Below are 17,870 nucleotides of genomic sequence, written 5' to 3'. Positions count from 1 at the left end.
GTTCCTGACAGACATTCTAGGCGCGCACACTAGGCGCGGTCCCCGCCCTCTAGGATCGAGTAACCCCAACAACACATCCCGGAGGACTAATGCTTAAGCAGGGCTCTGCCTTTGACCGGTACTTCAAGATATCCGAGCGGGGGTCCAACCTCTCCCGCGAGATCCGCGGCGGCTTTGCCACGTTCTTCGCCATGAGCTACATCGTGGTGCTTAACCCCCTGATCCTCTCCGGCCCGGATTCCAGCGGCAACACACTTGGTTTTGCCGCAGTGGCCGCTGTGACGGCTTTTGTGGCAGGCATCCTCACTATCCTGATGGGCGCCTGGGGCAGGCACCCCTTCGCGCTGGCCGCGGGGCTGGGCGTGAACGCGTTTGTGGCCGTCACGGTCGCCACGAACCCGGGCCTGACGTGGCCGGACATGATGGGACTGGTGGTCCTGTCCGGCGTGACCATGATGATCCTGGTCCTCACCGGCTTCCGGACCGCCGTCTTCAAGGCCGTCCCGGACGGGCTCAAGACCGCCATCGTGGTGGGAATCGGCCTGTTCATCGCCCTGATCGGGCTGGTGAATGCCGGCTTTGTGCGCCGGATCCCGGACGCTGCCGGCACCACCGTTCCCGTGGGCCTGGGCTTCGACGGCAAACTGCTGGGCTGGCCCACGGCCGTCTTTGTGTTCGGCCTGATCCTCACCATCGCCCTGGTGGTCCGCAAGGTCAAGGGCGCCATCCTGATCGGCATCATCGCCTCCACCATCATTTCCGTGATCCTTGAAATGACCCTCCACATCGGCCCCAGCTTTGACGGCACTACGGCCAACCCGCAGGGCTGGTCCCTCGTGGCGCCGTCCTTTACGGGGTGGAGCGCCCCGGACCTGTCGCTGATCGGCAAGGCCAACCCATTCGGCGCTTTTGAACACCTGGGCTTCGTGGCCGCCACACTGCTGGCATTCGTGATCCTGCTCAGCATCTTCTTCGACGCCATGGGCACCATGGTGGGCCTGGCCAACGAGGCCGGCACGGTGGACAAGGACGGCAACATCCCGGACGTGGACCGCGTGCTCCAGGTGGACGCGCTCGGCGCGATCGTGGGTGGCGGCGCCTCCGTCTCCTCGAACCAGATCTACGTTGAGGCCGGCGCCGGGATCGGCGAGGGTGCGCGGACCGGCGTGGCGTCCATCGTCACCGGCCTGCTGTTCCTGGTGGCCATGTTCTTCACCCCGCTGATCAACCTCGTTCCGTTCGAGGCGGTGGCCCCTGCCCTGGTGGTGGTGGGCTTCATGATGGTCTCCCAAGTGGGCAAGATCGACTGGCAGGACTGGGGAATCGCCATCCCGGCGTTCCTGACCTTGACCCTGATGCCGTTCACGTACTCCATCGCCAACGGTCTCGGCGCAGGCTTCATCGCCTATGTCCTGATCCGGACGTTCCAGGGCCGCATCAAGGACGTCCACCCGCTGATGTGGGCGGTGGCCGGCGCGTTCCTGCTGTTCTTCGCCGTCGGTCCGATCGAGGCTGCGCTGGGCATGCCCTAGCCCTTCAGCACATACCGCCGCTCGGGCCTGCCCACGCCGTACTTGAGCCGGACCTCCAGCACACCTTCGTCGTGGAGGTACTCCAGGTACCGGCGCGCACTGACCCGGGACGTGCCCAACTGGACGGCCACTTCGTTGGCGGACAGGTCGCCGTCGGCCTCCTTCAGGGCGGCTTCCACCAGCTTCAGCGTTTCGATGCTGCAGCCCTTAGGCAGCGGCCGATCGGTCCGGTCCAGCCCGAACACCCGGTTCACGTCCGACTGCTCCGCCACATCCTTGGCCGAGTCGAGGCCCTGGTAGGCGCTGCGGTAGTGCTCCAGCCGTTCCTGCAGGTCAGTCTGCGAGAAGGGCTTGATGAGGTAGTGCACAATCCCGCCGCGGAGGGCCTTGCGCACCGTGTCCACCTCACGGGCCGCGCTGATCACCAGGACATCCAGCTCCGGCGCCACCTCGCGCAGTTTGTGCATAAGGTCCAGTCCGTTGATGTCCGGCAGGTGGATATCGAGCAGCACCAGGTCCGGTTGCAGCCGCCCCGTTTCGATGACCGCCTGGGCGCCGGTATGGGCCACCCCGACGACGGCGAACCCGGGGGTGCGCTGAATGAACCCTGCGTGGACCTTGGCCACCATAAAGTCGTCATCGACGATCAGGACTTTGATCATTGCTGCAGTCTCCGTGTTCGTTCCGGCGTAGTTGGTTCCGGCCGTGTTGGTTCCGACCGGGTTCGTTCCAGCCGGGCGGTAAAGACCGCCCCGTTGTTGTTGGTTACCGTGAGGTCGCCGCCGCTGCGCCGGCAGACCACCCGGGAGAGCGCCAGGCCGAAGCCCCTGCTGCCGCCGGGGCCGGGGTCCTTGGTGGTGAAACCCTGCTGGAAGATTTCCCCCGGATCCCCGGTGACGCCGGGGCCGGAATCGCTCACGGTGACCGTCACGCCGTCGGCTGTGTCTTCCACGAGCACCCTGACCACTGCCTCCGGAAGCCCGGTGACGGCGTCGAACGCGTTGTCCACGAGGTTCCCTACGACGGTGGTCAGGTCGCGGGACAGCTCATCATCAACGCGCTTCAGCCCGGATTCCGGGTCTAGCTGCAAGGTGACCCCGCGTTCGGTGGCGAGGCTCGACTTGGCGATCAGTAGTGCGGCGAGCGCCGGGTCCTCGATGCGGCTGGTGACCTCGTCGTTGAGCCGGGTCCGGTCCAGCGTGGCACCGTTGACGAACTGGACCACGGAATCGTATTCCCCGATCTGGATGAGGCCGGATATCACGTGCAACTGGTTGGCGAATTCGTGGGCCTGGGCGCGGAGGGTGTCGGTGGCGGTCCGGGTGGCTCCGAGTTCCCGCTCAAGGGCGGACAGCTCCGTGCGGTCACGCAGCGTGGTGACGGAGCCGATGTCGCGGCCGCGCGAACGGATGAGAACCCGGTTCAGCACCACCAGCCGGTCGCCAACGAGCACCAGCTGGTCCGGCTCCGGCTGCTCGCGGGTGAGGACTTCCTTGAGCGCGGGCTCCACGGACAGGCTGGCGAGCCGCTTGCCCACGCATTCGGCGGGGAGGCCCAGCAGCGCGCGGGCGCTGTCGTTGGCCACGGTGATCCGCTCGTGCGGGTCCAGCGCCACGACGCCTTCCTTCAGGCCATGCAGCATGGCCTCGCGGTTTTCCACCAGGCCGGTGATTTCGCTCGGTTCCATGCCCAGGGTCTGCCGCTTCACCCGGCGGGAGAGCAGCAACGAGCCGGCAACACCCAGCACACTGGCCACGCCTAGATAGGTGAGAAGGTTGGGCACGGCATCCCCCAGCCGCTCCAAAGTGGAGGGGTAGTTCCGGCTGATGGACGCAATGCCGATTATTTTTCCGCCGTCGTCCAGGACCGGCACGTGCGCGGACAGTTCCTCCGTGCCGGATCCGTCCACCACGCCGGTCCACGCGCGGCCTTCCAGCACGCGGCTGGCGCCAAGTTCCAGCGGCTGGCCCAACAGGCTGGGATTGGAGGAGGCAACCACTGTGCGGTCGAGCTTCGCCAGCGCGACGTGTGAGGATCCGGAGACCGTCCGCACCGATTCGGCCACGGTGGGAAGGGCTGAGCCACCGCGGGGCTCGGCCGCCGGTAGAAGGGCCCGGACGGTTGGATTGGCACCCAGTGCTTCGGCCGCGGAGAGCGCCCGGCGGCCCTCAACGCGCTCGAACGCCGCCGCGGACTGGGCCAGGGAGATGGCCACCACGGCCACCAGGACGGCGAAAACGATAAGCAACTGCAGGACCAGGTACTGCCCCGCAAGGGACATGCCTCTTCGTCGAGTCACTGTGGTTCTTTCCTCTTGTTGCGTGGTCTTTGATTGTCGGGTCTCTGCTGGTCAGGCTACCTGAACTATGCCTGCTGCAGGGCCATGGTGTACCGCCGGAAACGTGAACGCAATGAACTTAACTTTCTCTGCGTACACAAGAGTGATGCCGATCACTTGCGGGCCTAGCATCGGATCACCAGTCAGTTTCTTGCTGATCCGATTTAGAGAAGAGGAACACCATGCGCCAGATCCGCGCATTGCGAATTGCCGCCGTCGCCGCCGGCATCGCCCTGATGGCCACCGGCTGCGGTGCCACCGGGAAAAGCTCCACCGACGGAGCCAGCTCCGGCGCCCCCGCCGGCCCGCTGACCGGGCTCCAGATCATGGTCCCCAACACTCCGGGCGGCGGCTACGACACCACCGCCCGTGTGGCGGCGAAGGTTCTCGATGACGAGAAGGTCGCCACCAACACCGAAGTCTTCAACCTCGCCGGCGCCGGCGGAACCGTGGGCCTGGCCCGCATCGTCAACGAAAAGGGCAACGGTGACCTCACCATGCTCATGGGCTTGGGGGTGGTGGGCGCGAGCTACACCAACAAGTCCGAGTCCAAGCTGACGGCCACCACTCCCCTGGCCCGGCTCATCGAAGAGCCCGGTGCCATCATGGTCAACAAGGATTCGCCCTACAAAACCATCGATGACCTGGTCACCGCCTGGAAGGCTGACCCCGGCTCCATCAGCGTCGGCGGCGGTTCCTCCCCCGGCGGCCCGGACCACCTGCTGCCGATGCAGCTCGCCGGAGCCCTGGGCATCGACGCCACCAAGGTGAACTTTGTATCCTACGACGGCGGCGGGGACCTCCTCCCGGCCATCCTGGGCAACAAGGTGGGCTTCGCGGCCTCCGGTGCAGGTGAATACCTCAAGCAGATTGAATCCGGCGAGGTCCGCGTCCTGGCCACGAGCGGCGAGAAGCGGCTCGACGGCGTGGACGCGCCCACCCTGAAGGAATCGAACATCGACCTGGTCTTTACCAACTGGCGCGGCATTGTGGCCCCTCCGGGCATCACCGACGCTGACAAGGCCAAGCTGATCGCGGCACTCGAAAAGATGCACGGAACGGCCGCCTGGAAGGAAGCCCTGAAGACCAACAGCTGGAGCGACGCCTTCATCACCGGCGCCGCGTTCGAAACCTTCCTGACCGAGCAGGACAAGCGGGTGGCGGACGTCCTCACGAAGCTTGGCCTGGCGTGAGCTCCTCACCAACTTTGGCCTCACGGCTCAAAGGCCGCTCCGAGCTGGGGGTAGCCCTCTTGCTCGGGGCGGCCGGGGCCCTGGTCATCTGGGATGCCACCCGCATCGGCACCACCTATTCCCGTGCTGATCCCGTAGGACCGAAGACCTTGCCCTTCATCGTGGGCGGCCTGCTGCTGGTCTGCGCCGTGATGCTGGCCATCAACGTCCTCCGCGGCGGCAAGGGTGAAGCGGAAGGCGGCGAGGACGTGGACCTCTCCCACCCCGCCGACTGGAAGACGGTCCTGCCGCTGGCTGGCGCCTTCATCGCGAATATCCTGCTGATCGACTGGGCAGGGTGGGTCATCTCCGGCACCATCCTGTTCTGGGGCAGCGTCTGGGCACTGGGCGGGCGGAACTACATCCGTGACGGCCTCATTTCTGTGGCTATGTCCCTCCTGACGTTTTACGGTTTCTACCTTGGCCTTGGCATCGCACTGCCCGCCGGCCTCCTGGAAGGGATTCTCTGATGGATGTCTTTGCCTCCCTGATGGACGGCTTTGCCACCGCCCTCACTCCCATGAATTTCCTCTACGCCGTGATCGGCGTCGTCCTGGGTACCGCCGTCGGCGTCCTCCCGGGCCTCGGCCCGGCCATGACCGTGGCGCTCCTGCTTCCGGTCACGTACGCCCTGGAACCCACCAGCGCCTTCATCATGTTCGCCGGCATCTACTACGGCGGCATGTACGGCGGCTCCACCACCTCCATCCTGCTGAATACGCCGGGTGAATCGTCGTCGGTGGTCACGGCCATCGAAGGCAACAAGATGGCGAAAGCCGGCAGGGCCGCGCAGGCACTGGCGACGGCGGCCATCGGCTCGTTCGTAGCCGGCACCATCGGCACCACCCTCCTCGCCGTCTGCGCGCCGATCGTGGTGAAGTTCGCCATCAGCCTGGGTGCCCCCAGTTACTTCGCCATCATGGTTCTCGCCCTGCTGGCGGTCACCGCGGTCCTCGGTTCCTCACGGCTCCGGGGCTTCGCGTCGCTTGGCCTGGGCCTCGCCATCGGCCTGGTGGGCCTGGACGTGGTCACGGGCCAGGCCCGGCTCACGTTCGGTGTGCCGCTCCTGGCTGACGGCCTGGACATCGTGGTGGTTGCAGTGGCTATCTTCGCCGTGGGCGAGGCGCTGTGGGTTGCCGCGCACCTGCGCCGCACACCCCTGCAGGTCATCCCCGTGGGACGTCCGTGGATGGGCAAACAGGACTGGAAACGGTCCTGGAAACCCTGGCTCCGCGGCACCGCGTTCGGCTTCCCGTTCGGCGCACTTCCTGCCGGCGGAGCCGAGATCCCCACCTTCCTCTCCTACGTCACCGAAAAGAAGCTCAGCAAGCACCCCGAGGAGTTCGGCAAGGGCGCCATCGAGGGCGTGGCCGGTCCGGAAGCAGCCAACAACGCTGCCGCTGCCGGCACACTGACCCCCATGCTGGCCCTGGGCCTGCCCACCAACGCCACGGCTGCGGTAATGCTGGCAGCCTTCACGCAGTACGGCATCCAGCCGGGACCGCAGCTGTTCGAAAGCCAGGGACCGCTGGTGTGGGCGCTTATCGCGAGCCTCTTCATTGGCAACTTCCTGCTCCTGATCATCAACCTGCCCCTGGCACCGTTGTGGGCCAAGCTCCTGCAGATCCCGCGGCCCTACCTATATGCCGGCATCCTGTTCTTCGCCACGCTGGGCGCCTACTCGGTGAACCTGCAGGCGTTCGACCTGGTGCTCCTGCTGGCGCTCGGCGCGCTGGGCTTCATGATGCGGCGGTTCGGACTTCCCGTCCTGCCGCTCATCCTCGGAGTCATCCTCGGACCGCGCATCGAAAAGCAGCTCCGCCAGACGCTGCAGCTCAGCGCCGGCGACCCCGCCGGCCTTTGGAGTGAGCCGATTGCCGTCGGCATCTACATCATCATCACCCTCATCCTCCTGTGGCCGCTGCTGTTCAAGCTGTTCAAGCTGATCCGCAGGAACCGGCCGGCAGCAGTGCCGGCAGGGGTGCCCGCCACCCGCTCCGGCGCATCCGAACCGACGGATGCCAGTGGCAGCGCCAGCCATGGCAGCCACCGCGCCACCACTGGCGGCGACGGGGACGGCGACGGCTAACCGGACGGCTACCCAGTCCTGGGCATCAGCCCCGCATCCGCCCAGCAGCAGCATCCGCCCCGCAGCAGAAGATCAACTGACAGAAAAAGAGGTACAGCCATGACGATTGTGGTGGGATACGTCCCTACCCCGGAGGGCGAAGCGGCCCTGACCCAGGCCATCGCCGAGGCCAGGAAGAGCAACACCACCCTGCTGGTCATCAACTCCTCCAAGGGTGATGCACTGGTGGACAACAGGTACGCCCAGGAACCTGAGATCCAGAGCATCGAGGACCGCCTGGCCACCCAGGGCATTGACCACGTGATCAAGCAGCCGGTCCGTGGGCATGACGCGGCAGCGGAAGTACTCGATGCCGCGGAGGAGCACAACGCCGAGCTCATCGTGATCGGGCTGCGCCGCCGCACCCCGGTGGGCAAACTGATTATGGGCAGCACATCGCAGCGGATCCTGCTCGAGGCTGATTGTCCAGTACTGGCCGTCAAAGCGGGCATGGCGGGCTGATCCGGGCACCACCTTCTATCCGAAGTTTGTTCGCCGGACCCCGCCTTGACGGCGTGGTCCCGCGAACAAGCTTCGGATTTTTGGCGTCTGGGCGCACGAGACAGCAGTCATCTGACATCCTAGGTCCTGTATCCGGTACAGTGGATCGAGCCCTTTGGCACGAGACACAGAAAGTTCGGCATATGACTACAGCTATTTTGGAACGCCCCCTGACCGCCGTGGCGGCCGTCGAAGCCGCGGCTTCCCTGTCCATCGACCTGCAGTTTTCCACAGCGCACGAGATGCACGAAGGACTGGAAAACGCAGTTGCCACGCTGATCGAGCCGGCAAAAGACGCCGCCTGCGGCATCCTTGTTACGCGCCTGCGCCCGGGACGCTTCACCGTGGCCCTGGACGAGTCAGTCCCCTTTGGTGAAACGTACGAAAGCATTGCGGCCTGAGCTGATTCGGCCCTAGATCCGGGCTTCAATCCAGCCCGCGATCCACGCAAGAGTCCCTGCCCTCCGGTAACGGAGGGCAGGGACTCTTTTTGCGTTTTGGTCTTGCGTTCCTAGCTCCTGCGGACTTCTACACCGTCGGATTTAAGGAAAAGTTCCCTTTCTGACGGAGTGGCCGGCACGAGCCACAGCACGTTCCCGCTCTGCGATACTTCTTCCACTTCGCCCGCCGCAATGACGTGCGCGTGTTTGATAATTTCCACCTGGTCCCCAGCTTTGAGCGTTCCCCACTCCGAGATGGTGGCCGAATGGACATTGCGCCTCGACAGGACAGCCCCACGTGCTTTCATTTGAACTACTACCCCTTTGTATACGTCCTGCGCCACAGCCTCTTTGATGTGACTTTTACTACACCTTCAGTTCTACTACACTTCCCGCCGTCGAATTGTTCGTGTTGCACCATATTTCGACATTGGACGAATATGGCGGAAGCGCCGAAGAATATTCCCGCTCAGGCAAGAATTCCGACGGCGGATTCGGCGGCCTCTCGGACCTTGCCGGAGGAAACCAAACGGTCAGCCGCCTCCAGTTCAGGTGACAGGAACCGGTCGGTTCCGGGGCCTTCGACGACGGACCGCAGCACCCCGATCACGGCCGCGCCTGCCGGGCCGGGGATGAGCTCGCCGTCGGACAGCTGCGTCCGCATGTCGATGGCGCGGGCGCTCGTCACGAGTTCGATGGCCAGGACGCGGCGAAGGTTCTCCACGGCCTTGCGCAGCTTCCGGGCCGCGTGCCAGCCCATGGACACGTGGTCCTCCTGCATGGCGGAGCTGGGAATGGAATCCACCGACGCCGGGACGGCCAGTCGCTTGTTCTCCGAGACCAGCCCGGCCTGCGTGTATTGCGCGATCATCAGGCCCGAGTCGACACCCGGATCCGCGGCCAGGAACGCCGGCAGCCCGTGCGAACGCGCCGGATCCAGCATCCGGTCCGTCCGGCGCTCGGCGATGGAGCTGAGGTCCGCAACGGCAATGGCCAGGAAGTCCAGGACGTAGGCCACGGGTGCGCCGTGGAAGTTGCCGTTGGAGCTGACGCGCCCGTCCGGCAGGACCACCGGGTTGTCGATGGCCGCGGCGAGCTCGCGGGATGCCACGAGGGCGGCGTAGTCCACTGTGTCCCGCGTGGCCCCGGCCACCTGGGGTGCGCAGCGCAGCGAGTAGGCGTCCTGGACTTTGGAGTCCCCCACCCGGTGCGAGGCCACGATCGGGGAGTTGGAAAGCACACGCAGCATGTTGTCCGCGCTGGCGGCCTGGCCGGGGTGCGGACGCAGCGCCGCATGCAGCTCCGGCACAAAGACCTGGTCCGTACCCAGCAGCGCCTCGACACTGAGCGCGGCGGTGATGTCCGCCGTCGTCAGCAGTTGGCGAAGGTCCGCGATGGCCATCAGGAGCATGCCCAGCATCCCCTCGGTGCCGTTTACCAGCGCCAGGCCTTCCTTCTCGGCGAGGGTGACCGGTTCGATACCGTGCCCGGCGAGCAGCTCGGCGACAGGCGCCTCACCCCGCCCGCCGTACGTCACGCCGTCGGGCCCTTCCGCTTCACCCTCTCCCATCAGCACCAGGGCGCAGTGGGACAGCGGGGCGAGGTCGCCGGAGCAGCCGAGCGAGCCGAATTCGCGGACCACGGGCGTGATGCCGGCGTTGAGCACGTCCACCATAGTCTGAAGGACGACGGGCCGGACGCCGGTGCGGCCGGATGCCAGTGTCTTGGCCCGCAGGAACATGATGCCGCGGACCACCTCGCGTTCCACGGCCGGGCCCATGCCGGCGGCGTGGCTGCGGATCAGCGATTTCTGCAGCTGGGTGCGCAGCTCGCTGGGAATATGTCGGTTGGCCAGCGCGCCGAAGCCGGTGGAAATGCCGTAGGCGGGGGTCTCGCTGTGCGCGAGTTCGTCGATGTGCGCGCGGACCTTCGCCACCGTGTCCAGCGCTTCCTGGGCGATGGTCACCTGGGCGTTGTGACGGGCGACGGCGACAACGTCCTCGGGCGTGACGCCGGTGGAGCCGAGGGTGACGGTGAGCGGTGAGTGGGTTGGGGCCACGCGGACAGGGTTCCCTGGCCGAGCCTGCGAGGTTAGGGAGTTCGTGGGGATGGTCACTTTGTGATTCCTTCTTGCATCGGGATGCGGACGCCGCGTTCTTTGGCTACTTCGGTGGCGCGGTCGTAGCCGGCGTCGGCGTGGCGGATGACGCCCATGCCGGGGTCGTTGGTGAGGAGGCGTTCGAGCTTCTGCGCGGCGAGGTCGGTGCCGTCGGCGACGGAGACCTGGCCGGCGTGGATGGAGCGGCCGATGCCGACGCCGCCGCCGTGGTGGATGGAGACCCAGGTGGCGCCGGAGGCGGTGTTGAGCAGGGCGTTGAGCAGCGGCCAGTCCGCGATCGCATCGGAGCCGTCGGCCATGGCTTCGGTCTCGCGGTAGGGGGAGGCGACGGAGCCGGAGTCGAGGTGGTCGCGGCCGATCACGATGGGCGCTGTGACCTTGCCTTCCTTGACGAGTTGGTTGAACAGCAGGCCGGCCTTGGCGCGGTCGCCGTAGCCGAGCCAGCAGATCCGGGCCGGCAGGCCTTCGAACTCCACGCGTTCCTGGGCGGCGTCGATCCAGCGGTGCAGGTGCTTGTTCTCCGGGAAGAGGTTTTTAATGGCGGCGTCGGTGACCGCGATGTCCTCCGGGTCACCGGAGAGAGCCACCCAGCGGAACGGGCCGAGACCCTCACAGAACAGCGGGCGGATGTAGGCCGGGACGAAGCCGGGGAACTCGAAAGCGCGGGCGTAGCCGCCCGTGCGGGCCTCGTCGCGGATGGAGTTGCCGTAGTCGAAGACCTCGGCGCCGGCGTCCTGGAACTCGACCATGGCCTGGACGTGCTTCGCCATGGAGGCCTGGGCTTTTTTGGTGAACCCTTCCGGGTCGGCGGCGGCCTCTGTATGCCATTCCTCGACCGTGATGCCTTCGGGCAGGTAGGACAGCGGGTCGTGGGCGGAGGTCTGGTCCGTGACGATATCGACCGTGAGCTCGCCGGCGTTGTGGCGGCGCAGGATCTCGGGGAACACCTCCGCGGCGTTGCCCACGTAGCCCACGGACCAGCCGCGGCGCTCTTCCTTGGCCGCCAGGACCTTGGCGATCGCGGTGTCGAGGTCGGTTTCGACCTCGTCGAGGTAGCGTTTGCCGGCGCGGCGGCGCAGGTGACTTTCGTCGACGTCGACGATCAGGCAGGCGCCCTCGTTCAGGGTGACGGCGAGCGGCTGGGCGCCGCCCATGCCGCCGCAGCCGCCGGTGAGAGTCAGGGTCCCGGCGAGGGTGCCGTCCTCGTCGCCGGTGAGTTTGCGGGCGATCGCGGCGAAGGTCTCGAAGGTGCCCTGCAGGATGCCCTGGGTGCCGATGTAGATCCAGGACCCGGCGGTCATCTGGCCGTACATCATCAGGCCCTCGGCCTCGAGCCGGCGGAACTCGGGCCAGTTGGCCCAGTCGCCCACGAGGTTGGAGTTGGCCAGCAGCACCCGCGGCGCCCATTCGTTGGTGCGGAAGACGCCGACCGGTTTGCCGGACTGGACCAGTAGGGTCTCGTCGCTTTCCATCGTTTCCAGGGTGCGGGTGATCGCGTCGAACGCGGCCCAACTGCGGACGGCACGGCCGGTGCCGCCGTAGACCACCAGGTCATCGGGGCGCTCGGCGACCTCGGGGTCCAGGTTGTTCATCAGCATCCGCAGCGGGGCTTCGGTCTGCCAGCTCTTGGCGGTGAGCTCGGTGCCGCGGGCAGCTTTGACCGGGCGGGCACCGGTAGTGAAATCGGCGGGTGCCATGAGGGGCTCCTTCTCGTGTTGGTGCTTGGGGAAGAGGTTCTGTATCAACTAAAGCCGTTCTAAACCGGGCGGTACAGGGCTTTCGGAGGGGTGGTGTCCGGGATTCCAGACCGCTGCAGTTCCTGTCGGGCCGTCGGCGGGCAGCGCCAGCCGACGGCGGGCAGGCCTACTTGGCAGGGCGGCCGTGGATGCGCACCGACAGCTCGTCCGCCACCTTCTGGACCCGGGCGGCGAGCGCCGGCCATTGGTCCGCCGGCAATTTGTCCTCGAGGAACGTAACGGCGACTGCCGCCGTCGGCCATCCCACGTGGTCCGTGACAGCGGCGGCGATCGAGCCGAAGCCGGGCGTCACCTCGCCGTGTTCGGTGGCGTAGCCGCGCTGCCTCACCTGGTCCAGGTGCGAGGACAGCGCGGAGTACTTCATGATGGCGCCCTCCACCTCATGCCGGGCGGTAAACGCCTCGGCATTCGGGTAAAGCGCACGGACCTGCGACTTCGGCAATGCCGCGAGAATGGCGCGTCCGCTGGCGGTGAGGTGGCTGGGGAGCCGGACCCCGACGTCGGTCACCAGGGACGGGCGGTTCTTGGCCCGTTCCTCCACGATGTACAGCACGTCGCGGCCATGAAGCACGGCCAGGTGCGCGCTCTCACCGATGACGTCCACCAGCGACGCCAGCAGCGGCCGGCCCAGGCGGGACAGCGGTTCCTGCCGCGAATACGCCGAGCTCAACTCGAAGGCACTGATCCCCAGCCCGTAGCGCTGCTCCTCGTGCAGGTGGAGGACAAAACCGTTCGCCTCCATCACCCCGAGCAGGTGGTAAACGCTGGAGCGCGGCAATCCCAAGGAGGTGGCAATGCTCGACGCCGCCATGGGCCCCCGCTTCGAGGCCAGCAGTTTGAGGATACGGAGGGTGTTCTCGGCAGCGGGGACTTTGGACGTCGCCCTTGGTTCATTGCCGGCCTCAGGCCTGGCTTCCGTGCTCGACACCACTGCACTCGACTCCACTGTGCCCTCCGTCATTTCTCGCGGGGCTTCCAGCCATGTCTGGGATCCCGTACTTAACCTTGCGCCCACGACTGGTCCCCTCATGGCCATCAAAACACGGCCGGTGTCCGGGATGCCAGACATAGCCAGGCGTGCGCCCCCTTCCCGCCTACTGGGCCTGGCCGCCCGCCGGGCCCGCCCGGGTCCGGCGGCGCTGGTCGTAGGCTGAAGCGTATGGCCTCAACCACCGATATTCTTGCCGCGTACGATTCCCAGCTCCGCCGGCTGGTTCCCCCAGCCGTTCCGGCAGGCCACGAGTATCAGCTGCTGGGCCCCCTGCTACGCGTGACCGGACAGCGGCGGGGCTTCATCGAATCGGCTCGTGACCTCGGTGCGGAGGGCGGGATGCTCGACCTGCTGATCGCCGAGCAGCGTGACTACTTTGCCGGCCGCGGGGAGGCCGTCGAGTGGAAGACAAGGGCGCATGACCTCCCGGATGATCTTGAGGCCCGCCTCCGCGCAGCAGGCTTCGTACCGGAAGACCGCGAGACCGTCTTGGCGGGTGAGACGGCCGCGATGGCCGGTGACCCGGCGGTCCCGGAAGGTATTCGGGTGAGGCTGGCCAGCGAACGCCCGGACCTGGAGCGCATTGCGGCGATGAAGTCTGAGGTGTGGGCGGCCGACTACAGCTGGGTGGCCGCTGATCTGCAGCACCGGCTGGCCTCGGACCCAGAAAACCTGGTGGTCTTCCTGGCCGAGGCCTCGGGGGAAGTGGTTTCGGCGGCCTGGCTCGAGATCAATCCCGGCACGGACTTCGCCGGTTTGTGGGGCGGGTCAACTTTGCCTGCATGGCGCGGGCGCGGGATCTATAAGGCTCTGGTTTCCGCACGCGCCCAGGTGGCGGCCGCCCGGGGAGTGAAGTACCTGCAGGTGGACGCGTCCGTTGACAGTGAGCCGATCCTGCGAAGGTTGGGATTCAGGGCAATCACCACCACCACCCCGTTTGTGTGGACACCTCCTGCGACGGGACGCTGAACCGCAGAGCGACTCACCGTCCTAGATGTTCCAAGACGCTGACGTTCGATGTGGTCGGAGACGGCCGCTCATCCGGGGACGCGTCTTCTGTCCGGGGTTGGTCGGGCTGGTGGTCCTCGGGCAGGGACAGGTCGCCGGGCGGGTTTTGAGGATCCGGGCCAAAATCTTGACGTCTTAGCCATTCGCCAATTTCTTGATGCCCCAGCTGTTCTTCGATCTGGTGTGGCCAGGTTGGTGGTTCCCAGTCGGGGTATTCGCTGGCGCAGTGCCGTCCGGTGGGAGATATCCAGCCCGGTGGTTCGTTCTTGGTGGCGGTGGTGGGTTTCCAACTGGTGGTGTGGCGGAGTCTGTGATGTTTGGGGCAGGGCTGGCCGAGATTTGAGATGCCGGTGCTGCCGCCATGGGCCCAGGCGAGGAGGTGGTCGGCTTCGTTGTCCAAGGACTGGTTGCTGCAGCCGGGGAACGGGCATTTCCCGTCGCGCAGCCGTAGCCATTGGCGTTGGGCTTTCGTCACCCGGTAGCTGGTCCGCCCGATCTCCAGCGGTGCACCGTCGCGGGGATCTGTCAGGACCCGGTGGAAGGACTCGGCGCCGTCGGCGGCGAGCGCGCTGGCCATGGACGGCGGTATGGGCCCGTACCCGTCCAGCATGGCGGGTTCATCGGTCAGGCCCATCAGCGCGAACACCGGCACGGTCACGAGGACCTGGGCCTTCGGTGACGGGATCAGATCGGCTTCGCCGCCCAGAAGCCAGGCCGCGGCCACGTCCGCCCGCAGCTGGGTGAGGGTCCGGGATTCGTCGGGGCCCTGCAGGGCCCGGGCTGCGGTGGTGGTCCGGTTCCAGATCCCGGCTGCTTGGTCGGCGGGGAGGTAGGCGGAGAGCCAGGCCATGCCGTCCCGGTCCGGGGAATACTCCACCCGCCGGTCAGCGGCGCTGCGGGTGTGGCGTTTTTCGATGCTGTCCGTGTGGTGGCGTTCGCGCCAGGCCCGTGCCTTATGCCGGAACCGGCCTGGGACCATTTCCCCGGCCGGGCAGCCCCGCGCCGGGTTCACCGCGTCAGGATCCAAGAAATGCTGCTCCAACGCGTGCTTGCCGGCAGGGTCCAGGTTCACGGTTTCATCGACCATAATCCTCGCGTGCTGCCACGAGATCGTGCCGGCCTGCAACGCCGAGAACGTCAACGGCAAGGCCATGGTTAGCGCGTGCGATTCGCCGAGCAGCGCGCTGGCCGTGCGTTCACTGACCGTCATGGCGCAGGCGACCTCGGCCTGGATGCCCATGTCCTGGGCGGTCTGGTCTGCCGGGGATGTGATAGGTGCGGCGATGGCCTGGGCCGCCTCATCGAAACCGTTCACTGCATGGACCTTCACGGCAGCCATCATGGCTTCCATCCCGGCAGTTCCGGACAGAACGGTCAGGCACGCCTCAGCCTGCCAACGCAGCAGGTCCGAGCCCGTAGCGGGGCCGGTTGTGGAAGGGGCATCAGCCGGGCAAGCGGCCGACGGTCCAGCCGCCAATGAGCCTGTTGCCAGGCCCTCAGCCGGATTTACGGCTGCCCCACGGAGCACACCGGCCATCTGCAAAGCAGAAGCCGCGATGGCCTCCAAAACCCCTGCAGCTGCCGTGTTATCCATACTCACGTCATCCTGCGAGGCACTGACAATAACCGGGCAGAAGATGGCTCATGTGGATATCCCGCGGCCACCCTGGCCTTCAAAGCAGCGAGCTCAGCTTTCACCCGAGCGATGTCGGCGAGAATGGCCAAGAACACGCCCTGACGGGCCACTGAATCAATGTATGGCCCATAGCGCGACGGCTGGTCAGGCGCGGCCGCGACTATTCTCCTCGCGAGAGCGTAGGCCGTCGAGCGGATTGCCTCCACGGCTTTTCGCTTTTCGGCTTCCCAGGCTTCTCGTCTTTCCATACCTCCAGCTTTCCGCGGGAGTCCGGCAAAAGCATCGTGCCCTCTTGCCTATGTGGATAACGTGACCCATTCAGACTCTGACAATCGCTCAGATGCTGACAACTACTTTGCCGCGGGCCCGGCCCTCGTGCATGTATTCAACGGCGGCTGGCGCCTCAGCGAGCGCGTAGACCTTGTCCACGGCAGGCTTCACACTGCCGGCTTCAATAAGCGTGGTCAGCGCCTCGAGATCGCGATAGTTCTCCGTCGAAACAAGCCCTTTGAATTTCTGGCCGGAGAACAGCGACACCAGCGGCGCACCCATCGAACGCTCAAACCCGCCGGTCAGCTTCCCACCGCCCTCGCCGCCGACGATCACCAGCGTCCCCCGCGGGCTCAGCACGCGCCTCAGGACTGAGAGCGGCCGGTTGCCGGCGGTATCCAGGATGACATCGTAATGCTGGCCGGCGCGGGAAAAATCATCTCGGGTGTAGTCGATGACGTGATCAGCGCCGAGCGACCTGACCAGCTCCACTTTTCCCGTGCTGCAGACGCCTGTGACCTCCGCCGCCCCGAATGCCTTTGCCACCTGCACCGCAAAGGACCCTACTCCCCCGCCAGCACCGATGATCAGCACTTTCTGGCCAGTAGTTACCTGTCCGGCATCGCGGACAGCCTGCAACGCGGTAACAGCCGAAATGGGGGCCACAGCGGCCTCCTCAAACGTGAGGTTCGCGGGCTTTGTGGCCACCCTGCCCTCCCTGGCGCAGACAAATTCCGCGAAGGACCCCTCACACGTGCCGAACACTTCGTCGCCCAGCTGGAAGCGCGTGACGCCAGCCCCCACAGCCTCCACGACGCCAGCAACCTCACGGCCGCGGACCGGAAACTTGGGCTTCTTCAGCCCGAAGCCGAAGAGGCGGAGAAGGTACGGCCGCCCGGTCATGAGGTGCCACACACCCTGGTCGACGCCGGCCGCGCGGACCCTGATCAGCACTTCCCCATCGCCGGGCACCGGCTGCGGAGTATCCCGTAGCTGAAGCACATCGGAATTCCCGTAAACGTCCTGCACGATAGCTTTCATGATGCGTCTCCTTGGTGATTCGGGTACTGGAACACGTCCTCAAGCGGCACGCTGAGCACATGGGCGATCTGGAACGCCATCTCCAGGGACGGTGAGTACCGGCCCTGCTCTATGGCGATGACGGTCTGGCGGGTGACACCCACACGTTCGGCGAGTGCGGCCTGCGTCATCTCGCCCCGTTCGAACCGCAGGCGGCGGATGGAATTGGTCACCCGCGTTGGCTTCACCACGGCTGGAACCCCCGGCGGTAGGCAACGATTTTGGCCACGGAGCCCAGGATCGCGGACAGCACAAACGTCAGGTAGATGACGTTTGCGATCCAGAAGTGGTCCACCTCGGCCATCGCCAGGAGCAGCGCCGCGACTCCCCCGATGACCACAAACGACTGCCCGATGTACTCGCCGAAACGGTAGATCTCCCTGTCGCGCTGGTCCTTCTTCCCGGCTTCCTTGGGCGAAATAATGCCCAGGAGTATGTTCAGTGCGATGGACGCAGCAATGGATGCCCCGATGGTCCACAGCAGCGGAGCCACGTACGGAACCTCGGCAACGGGCATTGTGCCGGCCATGCCCAGGACGATGGCCAGATACACGCCATAAGAGCCCGTGGCCACCACCCCCATGATCCAGGCGCTCTTCTCTTCGAAGGACATTTCCGCTCCCGCCATTCCCAAAAAGATGTAAAACAAAGCTGACATCTCAAAAGTAAAGAAAACCAGACATGATGTCAATAGTTTTGGACTACGTGCCACGCGAAGTTCAAATGCCAGCCCCAAGTCTGAGATGGAAGACACGAACCTCCAGTGAGTCTCATCACGTAAGGCGCCAAAGTGATCTGCTGGTTGGCGATCCCCCTCCCAATGACGAGAAGGTATTCG

General features: G+C 65.8%; 17 protein-coding genes. 7 read left to right on the top strand and 10 right to left on the bottom strand.

All coding sequences use genetic code 11. The annotated features are described in order from the left end of the window. Nucleotides 1–89 precede the first annotated feature (89 nt). A complete protein-coding gene (locus tag NG701_RS13565) occupies nt 90–1,532 on the top strand; it encodes an NCS2 family permease (RefSeq protein ID WP_252568288.1) in 1,443 nt (480 codons plus the stop codon). Here the strand turns inward: NG701_RS13565 and NG701_RS13560 are convergent. Together NG701_RS13560 and NG701_RS13555 are read right to left on the bottom strand one after the other, a co-directional pair. Then, nucleotides 1,529–2,194 carry a response regulator gene (locus NG701_RS13560; RefSeq protein ID WP_252568287.1) on the bottom strand — a complete coding sequence of 222 codons (666 nt, stop codon included), beginning with the start codon at nt 2,192–2,194 and terminating at the stop codon, nt 1,529–1,531. The genes NG701_RS13565 and NG701_RS13560 overlap by 4 nt on opposite strands. Further along, nucleotides 2,191–3,813 (bottom strand): sensor histidine kinase, encoded by a 1,623-nt coding sequence (locus tag NG701_RS13555; protein ID WP_252568286.1) that lies wholly within the window; start codon nt 3,811–3,813, stop codon nt 2,191–2,193. The genes NG701_RS13560 and NG701_RS13555 overlap by 4 nt, the downstream gene beginning before the upstream one ends. A 239-nt stretch (nt 3,814–4,052) precedes the next feature. On the opposite strand from NG701_RS13555, the gene NG701_RS13550 reads away from it, so the two are divergent. From NG701_RS13550 to NG701_RS13530, 5 genes are all read left to right on the top strand, one after another. Beyond that, nucleotides 4,053–5,063 (top strand): Bug family tripartite tricarboxylate transporter substrate binding protein, encoded by a 1,011-nt coding sequence (locus NG701_RS13550; protein WP_252568282.1) that lies wholly within the window; start codon nt 4,053–4,055, stop codon nt 5,061–5,063. Continuing rightward, nucleotides 5,060–5,572, top strand: coding sequence for a tripartite tricarboxylate transporter TctB family protein (locus NG701_RS13545; RefSeq protein ID WP_252568280.1), 513 nt, complete (start codon nt 5,060–5,062; stop codon nt 5,570–5,572). Before NG701_RS13550 ends, NG701_RS13545 begins: the two co-directional genes overlap by 4 nt. Then, entirely contained in the window at nt 5,572–7,191 is a 1,620-nt protein-coding gene (locus tag NG701_RS13540) for a tripartite tricarboxylate transporter permease (RefSeq protein ID WP_252568277.1), read from the top strand. The genes NG701_RS13545 and NG701_RS13540 overlap by 1 nt, the downstream gene beginning before the upstream one ends. Before the next feature lie 99 nt (nt 7,192–7,290). Then, complete coding sequence (locus NG701_RS13535; protein WP_252568275.1) at nt 7,291–7,692, top strand: universal stress protein; 402 nt, start codon at nt 7,291–7,293, stop codon at nt 7,690–7,692. A 182-nt stretch (nt 7,693–7,874) separates the two neighbouring features. Continuing rightward, nucleotides 7,875–8,132 (top strand): hypothetical protein, encoded by a 258-nt coding sequence (locus NG701_RS13530; protein ID WP_252568273.1) that lies wholly within the window; start codon nt 7,875–7,877, stop codon nt 8,130–8,132. Between the two features lie 110 nt (nt 8,133–8,242). Here the strand turns inward: NG701_RS13530 and NG701_RS13525 are convergent, their stop codons facing one another. From NG701_RS13525 to NG701_RS13510, 4 genes are all read right to left on the bottom strand, one after another. Next, nucleotides 8,243–8,479, bottom strand: a complete 237-nt coding sequence (locus NG701_RS13525; protein WP_252568270.1) for a hypothetical protein — start codon at nt 8,477–8,479, stop codon at nt 8,243–8,245. A 161-nt stretch (nt 8,480–8,640) separates the two neighbouring features. After that, a complete protein-coding gene (gene hutH / locus NG701_RS13520) occupies nt 8,641–10,230 on the bottom strand; it encodes a histidine ammonia-lyase (protein WP_252568267.1) in 1,590 nt (529 codons plus the stop codon). 53 nt (nt 10,231–10,283) lie between these two features. Next, a complete protein-coding gene (hutU, locus tag NG701_RS13515) occupies nt 10,284–11,987 on the bottom strand; it encodes a urocanate hydratase (protein ID WP_252568265.1) in 1,704 nt (567 codons plus the stop codon). Between the two features lie 166 nt (nt 11,988–12,153). Then, nucleotides 12,154–13,008 carry an IclR family transcriptional regulator gene (locus NG701_RS13510; RefSeq protein WP_252568262.1) on the bottom strand — a complete coding sequence of 285 codons (855 nt, stop codon included), beginning with the start codon at nt 13,006–13,008 and terminating at the stop codon, nt 12,154–12,156. A gap of 198 nt (nt 13,009–13,206) precedes the next feature. On the opposite strand from NG701_RS13510, the gene NG701_RS13505 reads away from it, so the two are divergent. Further along, nucleotides 13,207–14,007 carry a GNAT family N-acetyltransferase gene (locus NG701_RS13505; protein ID WP_252568260.1) on the top strand — a complete coding sequence of 267 codons (801 nt, stop codon included), beginning with the start codon at nt 13,207–13,209 and terminating at the stop codon, nt 14,005–14,007. A gap of 13 nt (nt 14,008–14,020) precedes the next feature. Here NG701_RS13505 and NG701_RS13500 read toward each other — a convergent pair whose 3' ends face one another. The 4 genes from NG701_RS13500 to NG701_RS13485 form a co-directional block, all read right to left on the bottom strand. Beyond that, the gene (locus tag NG701_RS13500; RefSeq protein WP_252568257.1) at nt 14,021–15,640 is read right to left on the bottom strand and encodes an HNH endonuclease signature motif containing protein; all 1,620 of its coding nucleotides are present in this window, start codon (nt 15,638–15,640) and stop codon (nt 14,021–14,023) included. A gap of 378 nt (nt 15,641–16,018) precedes the next feature. Further along, nucleotides 16,019–16,993 (bottom strand): NAD(P)-dependent alcohol dehydrogenase, encoded by a 975-nt coding sequence (locus tag NG701_RS13495; RefSeq protein WP_252568254.1) that lies wholly within the window; start codon nt 16,991–16,993, stop codon nt 16,019–16,021. Then, entirely contained in the window at nt 16,990–17,223 is a 234-nt protein-coding gene (locus NG701_RS13490) for a helix-turn-helix transcriptional regulator (RefSeq protein ID WP_252568251.1), read from the bottom strand. Before NG701_RS13490 ends, NG701_RS13495 begins: the two co-directional genes overlap by 4 nt. Further along, nucleotides 17,217–17,690: a hypothetical protein gene (locus tag NG701_RS13485; RefSeq protein WP_252568249.1), complete on the bottom strand. Its 474-nt coding sequence runs from the start codon at nt 17,688–17,690 to the stop codon at nt 17,217–17,219. Before NG701_RS13485 ends, NG701_RS13490 begins: the two co-directional genes overlap by 7 nt. Nucleotides 17,691–17,870: the final 180 nt, after the last annotated feature.

Origin of the sequence: Pseudarthrobacter cellobiosi (assembly GCF_023913815.1) — a bacterium.
GTDB lineage: Bacteria > Actinomycetota > Actinomycetes > Actinomycetales > Micrococcaceae > Arthrobacter > Arthrobacter cellobiosi.
Note: the sequence above shows the minus strand (reverse complement) of the source record. Positions and strands in the feature narration are given on the sequence as shown.

Coding starts and splice junctions, on each gene's coding strand:
- NG701_RS13535 (WP_252568275.1), top strand. CDS start 7,291: ATGACGATTGTGGTGGGATACGTCCCTACCCCGGAGGGCGAAGCGGCC.
- NG701_RS13525 (WP_252568270.1), bottom strand. CDS start 8,479: ATGAAAGCACGTGGGGCTGTCCTGTCGAGGCGCAATGTCCATTCGGCC.
- hutU (WP_252568265.1), bottom strand. CDS start 11,987: ATGGCACCCGCCGATTTCACTACCGGTGCCCGCCCGGTCAAAGCTGCC.
- NG701_RS13485 (WP_252568249.1), bottom strand. CDS start 17,690: ATGTCAGCTTTGTTTTACATCTTTTTGGGAATGGCGGGAGCGGAAATG.
- NG701_RS13555 (WP_252568286.1), bottom strand. CDS start 3,813: ATGTCCCTTGCGGGGCAGTACCTGGTCCTGCAGTTGCTTATCGTTTTC.
- NG701_RS13540 (WP_252568277.1), top strand. CDS start 5,572: ATGGATGTCTTTGCCTCCCTGATGGACGGCTTTGCCACCGCCCTCACT.
- NG701_RS13530 (WP_252568273.1), top strand. CDS start 7,875: ATGACTACAGCTATTTTGGAACGCCCCCTGACCGCCGTGGCGGCCGTC.
- NG701_RS13565 (WP_252568288.1), top strand. CDS start 90: ATGCTTAAGCAGGGCTCTGCCTTTGACCGGTACTTCAAGATATCCGAG.
- NG701_RS13550 (WP_252568282.1), top strand. CDS start 4,053: ATGCGCCAGATCCGCGCATTGCGAATTGCCGCCGTCGCCGCCGGCATC.
- NG701_RS13495 (WP_252568254.1), bottom strand. CDS start 16,993: ATGAAAGCTATCGTGCAGGACGTTTACGGGAATTCCGATGTGCTTCAG.
- NG701_RS13500 (WP_252568257.1), bottom strand. CDS start 15,640: ATGGATAACACGGCAGCTGCAGGGGTTTTGGAGGCCATCGCGGCTTCT.
- NG701_RS13505 (WP_252568260.1), top strand. CDS start 13,207: ATGGCCTCAACCACCGATATTCTTGCCGCGTACGATTCCCAGCTCCGC.
- NG701_RS13510 (WP_252568262.1), bottom strand. CDS start 13,008: ATGACGGAGGGCACAGTGGAGTCGAGTGCAGTGGTGTCGAGCACGGAA.
- NG701_RS13560 (WP_252568287.1), bottom strand. CDS start 2,194: ATGATCAAAGTCCTGATCGTCGATGACGACTTTATGGTGGCCAAGGTC.